Source organism: Bartonella sp. AA89HNZF (assembly GCF_042196905.1).
Lineage (GTDB): Bacteria > Pseudomonadota > Alphaproteobacteria > Rhizobiales > Rhizobiaceae > Bartonella.
The window spans coordinates 1-928 of record NZ_JBHIRD010000086.1 but is presented as its reverse complement, the minus strand read 5'-3'; the positions used below and the strand labels follow the sequence as shown (position 1 = coordinate 928).

Genomic DNA, 928 nt, shown 5'->3' with positions numbered 1-928 from the left:
AAGGGTGGGGGTGCTCGTAGATATGCGGGGAACAAAACACCCCCATAAGGTTAAGCAGCTTTTGTTGAGAGTTGTTTTATCTCTCGTTCTATCTCTGCTAAAAAGGTTTCAACAGCTTGATTGATCTGTTCAATTTGTTGATCATCACGGAGAACACGCTTGACTTTCATGCGTAAGTGAAAGAATTCCCCCGTAAAACGTGGATCATAACTTACGAAATCACACCATTTTCGTCCTGTACAAGCCATTTGGAATTGCATTTGTGCGTGATATTCTGGTTTGATTTCATCACCTATACAAAAGCGCATATGTGTTACTGATCTCGGGCATTTGACTTCGATTAAACCGTCTTCTCCAATGAGACCATCGGGGCTAGCCCCCGCCATTTCTATTGTGGGGTGTTGGATAAAGCCGCACTTTGTTATATTGGCATCATGAATGAAGCCATATTCTCTCAAGGCATCATCTTCATGTTCGATACCCCATCTCATATCTTCAGTTTCATAATAAGGGCTTGTTTCGCCTGTTAAGCGCTCTGTTATGAGTTTGATTTTGTAGTCTTCATATTTGCTCGTAGGCAATCCTTTTGCTGTCTTACTGATAATGTTGTAAACATTAGATGCGGTGACTTTACCCAAGCGCGCTTGAAACCATTCTGCTGTTCTTTGTTCCATCTCACACCGCCGTTCTTTGTTCTTGTGGTGCATATTCTATATCTTGGACGTGAATATATTCGGCATCTTGTATAGGCGCCTCTATTTGCTTTTGTTGTAGGAAAGATTGTTCTTTTTCATGCTGTCTCTTTTGCAAAACATCCAAAATCCTTTGTGCTACTTCATCAGGAAGATCTTCAAGCCTGTCGACTTGTGCATAATCAAGCACTTTTTCTTCTTCTGTTTGAGTGATGTTTATTAATTGTTTGATTTGC

At 40.7% G+C, this 928-nt stretch carries 1 protein-coding gene and 1 pseudogene; both read right to left on the bottom strand.

Annotation, left to right across the window (positions count from 1 at the left end):
- Positions 1–50: 50 nt before the first annotated feature.
- Positions 51–674, bottom strand: a complete 624-nt coding sequence (locus ACFIN0_RS09825; RefSeq protein WP_375672249.1) for a lambda exonuclease family protein — start codon at positions 672–674, stop codon at positions 51–53.
- A gap of 1 nt (position 675) precedes the next feature.
- Positions 676–928, bottom strand: a pseudogene (locus ACFIN0_RS09820) (recombinase); the annotation flags it as partial.